Below are 3,348 nucleotides of genomic sequence, written 5' to 3' on the forward strand. Positions count from 1 at the left end.
TGTCATTCAGCAAATTAAATGATACTAAAATCAGCAGATTATCTGCGTCCTTTTAAGTGGGGTTAGCTTGAGCCGGCTCATTTTATTTGCGGCCTATCACTCACTTTGTTTACGATGGAAAAGATCCCCGCAAATAATCTGCGGGGATCCAGGCTTATCCGTGTCGGCTGTGGTCATAAATGGCTGCGGCGATCGTAACCGCGTCGGTTTCATTTAAAACAGATGCGATTTGAGCCGTATTCCACCGCAGGTCCCAAGGCTCTGCCAGACCGCATCCGATATCCAGCAATGGGATACAAAGATATCTTCCCGTCGAACATTGCCCGAGGATGATCCGGTATTCCGAACCACGGCCATGGACCAGGAGTTCGCAACTGTCTTTGGACGGATCAAGAATCTCCCATCGTACCCTCCAGGAAGCCTTTTCCCCGTCAGGGTAAGTATGCTGGCATTGTAAAGTATGTCCCATGGTGATCCTCCTATCCCAGTTCGCAGTCATTGATTGCCTGCATGACAGCATCTGCAGTAATGATATTCAGTGAATTGCTGTTGGCGACCAAAAGGCTTTTATCACACAGCTTATTGATCATGCGTGGTGTTCCGTTTGCAGCGTTCAGGATCGCTTCCACAGCATTTTCAGCAAAGACTGGCTGATGACACCCGGCACCTTCCAGTTTTGCCTGGATGTACTGCTTCCCTTCTTCCTTGGAGAGACCGTCCAGGTCATAATTCATGACGATCCTCTGCCGCAGCGGTTCATGGATTCCAAGCCGGAGGGTATTGTTTAACTGCGGCAGCCCCGCAAGGAGGACAACGACTCTGTCGCGGGAATCCATCTCAAAGTTAAAAAGGATTTTCAGGTCATTGAGGATGGACCCGGAAATATAGTTGGCCTCATCAATGATGATGACGGGAGTGATGCGCTTTTCCAGGACAAGGCGGTTGATCTCGTCTTGGATGTAGCGGAAGTTTTCTGCTTTCCGGTGGGCGGGCTGTATGCCCAGCTCCATGGCCAGGTTCCGGTAGAATTCCATGACAGTGAGGGTGGACAGGCTGGAATACACCACTTTATAAAGGGAAGGGTTCAGGTTACCGGCCCAGCTGCGGATGGCGGTTGTTTTTCCCCTTCCGGGGCTGCCGGTGAGCAGTCCGAAGCCACGGGTGGAAAGAAGGTAGTCCAGACGGAAACGGAGTTCCTTAAATTCCTGTGTTTCCACAAGGATATCTTTTGAGTTTTTGAGGAATGGGTTGAATTCAAGCCCATACCGGGAAGTGTAGTCCATTTATTCATCTCCTTTGCATAAGCGTGTCTTTTCGCGCTTGATGACAGCGTTTTCGTGTTTATTGAGCAGGCGTATGGGTGTCAGGGACCCATCCGGCTCCACAACAAAGATCTGTTCCATATCATGGGAATAACGCAGGCGGATGCGCTGCCTGGCGAACCGGTAATCGACTTCGTATTCCACCTGGTCAATGGTGATGACGCAGTCGGGGGAGACGCGCCTGTCGATCTCCAGCAGGAAAATCCTGTCGATCTCATCATCCGGTATCCGCCGGATCTGCTCCGGTTCAGAAAAGAACCGGTCCTGGGGGCTTTTCCCATGGAGGGAGGAATGCACGGTAAGGTTATACCGGTGGACAAATGCAAAAAGGCTTCCCCTGAGTTCATCCAGGGAATGGAACTGGCGCATATCAAGCCCGGCCATCCACTGGTCCTTCATGGTACGGAACCAGCGCTCAATCTTGGCTTTTCCTGTAGGGGTATAGGGCTGGCAGTAGCTTAAGGTGGTTCCGATCCTGGCGGCAAGCAGCTCCATCTGTTTATTCCGGTAAGATTTCCCATTATCGAAGTTAAGGATCTTGGGTCTGCCATACTTGGCAACAGCGGATTTCAGTACGGACATGAGGTTCACAAAGTTGTCATGGTAAAAAATATCAATACCGGTAACCATGCGGCTGGCATCATCGAGCAGGGCGATGATATAAACCCGGCGTTTACGCCCGTCCCTGTCCGTAAGCTTCGGGCCGAAGCTACTGTCCCCGCACCAGACCTCATTGATGTGCGGGCGTTCATAACGCCGCATATCGCGGTTTGGAGTGGCTTTCAGTTGGGCCTGTATCTGTCCCACGAAGCGGCAGACGGTGGATTCGGATACCTGTCCGTGGGTGATGGATCCATTATCAGAAAGCTGCCGGAAGATGGCCGCAGCAGACATACGGGGATAGTTGGTTTTCAGATAACGGATCTGATCCTGGAGATCCGGGTCGAGCTTACGGCTCATGCCAGCATCGGAGCGCCCTTTTGGGAGGAGGGCATCAAAACCGTATTTATTATAGTCTGAATACCACCGTTCAATGGTGGAAGGTGCAAAATGGCGGAGCCTGCCATCGGGCCCGGGGATCCCTTTTGCGGATACGGATTCAAAAAAAGCAGTCTGATTTTTGTAAGATTCGTCCAGGCCGGCCACCAGCGGGGCGATAGCGCTGTAACGCATCAGTGCGATTTCCTGTTTCTGTTCCTGTTTCATCGTGTAAAGCCTCCTTTTTTCTATAAGGATAAGGCTGGGAACAGGGAACTTCCAGTAAGGTTATGTTGGAAGCAGAAAAAGTTTATTCCGGGTTGTTTTAATCTGCATGAACTGCCGGGAGAATACTGCGAAGCAGACCCTTACCAGATCCCCGAGGGAAGCGTTGCAGGCAGGGAGGGCCCTGAGCCGTTCCCGCCAGTGTCTGCGGTAAGAACGGGCCAGGGACGAGATATGGTTTTCGTCAAGGAGGGTCTGTCTGCTGAGTACAGAACAGAGAGGATCCCCATTTTCACAGCACCGTGCAACCGAAACATGGATGGTGAGGGGGATCTGTGAGTAAGGGACGATGGAAGAAAGAAGGAGGGCATGGGTACATCCGCAGTTCCGGCAGCGGACCCTTGCGATACGCAGGGAAAGGACGCAGTCCTCAAGGATGATTTTCCGGGTATAACTGCCATGCCAGATGAGGCATCCGGCGTGGCCGCAGGAACAGGGGATGAGGGACAGGTCAAGGGAAAGAACGGTTTTATCATAAAAATCCTGGGAAATAAGGTTGTAGTTTTCTGTTTCAACTGTTATCATAAGGAATGAGCATGGAGGCATAGAAGCGCCAGCTTCCATGTGGTGGAAGGAAGCAGAAACCGAACTTTGGTCGGGGAGGGTTCTGCTTCCGTTTTATGGTTACAGAAACCTATCATAGCATAAAACCCCCCAGGATAAAAGAAAGTGCGGGAAAATCCGTCAGAATCTTTTACCCTGGGGGTTCGTTTATTTTGCTGGATTTGGGATAAAAAAGGTTGGTAGAAAGCGCCGGATAACA

The 3,348-nt window shown here is 51.2% G+C and carries 4 protein-coding genes; all 4 read right to left on the reverse strand.

Annotated elements, in window-relative coordinates; translation table 11 throughout:
• Positions 1-154 precede the first annotated feature (154 nt).
• From B5G33_RS20745 to B5G33_RS20760, 4 genes are read right to left on the reverse strand one after another with little or no spacing between them, the layout of a single operon-like run.
• Entirely contained in the window at positions 155-469 is a 315-nt protein-coding gene (locus tag B5G33_RS20745; RefSeq protein WP_087418967.1) for a hypothetical protein, read from the reverse strand.
• A gap of 10 nt (positions 470-479) precedes the next feature.
• Positions 480-1,283 (reverse strand): ExeA family protein, encoded by an 804-nt coding sequence (locus B5G33_RS20750; RefSeq protein WP_087418968.1) that lies wholly within the window; start codon positions 1,281-1,283, stop codon positions 480-482.
• The gene (locus B5G33_RS20755; protein WP_087418969.1) at positions 1,284-2,528 is read right to left on the reverse strand and encodes a DDE-type integrase/transposase/recombinase; all 1,245 of its coding nucleotides are present in this window, start codon (positions 2,526-2,528) and stop codon (positions 1,284-1,286) included. It abuts the gene before it with no gap.
• 60 nt (positions 2,529-2,588) lie between these two features.
• On the reverse strand, positions 2,589-3,110 hold the full coding sequence (locus tag B5G33_RS20760; RefSeq protein ID WP_087418970.1) for a DUF6431 domain-containing protein: 522 nt from the start codon (positions 3,108-3,110) through the stop codon (positions 2,589-2,591).
• Positions 3,111-3,348: the final 238 nt, after the last annotated feature.

The organism is Blautia sp. An81, from assembly GCF_002161285.1.
Classification (GTDB): Bacteria; Bacillota; Clostridia; order Lachnospirales; family Lachnospiraceae; genus Blautia; species Blautia ornithocaccae.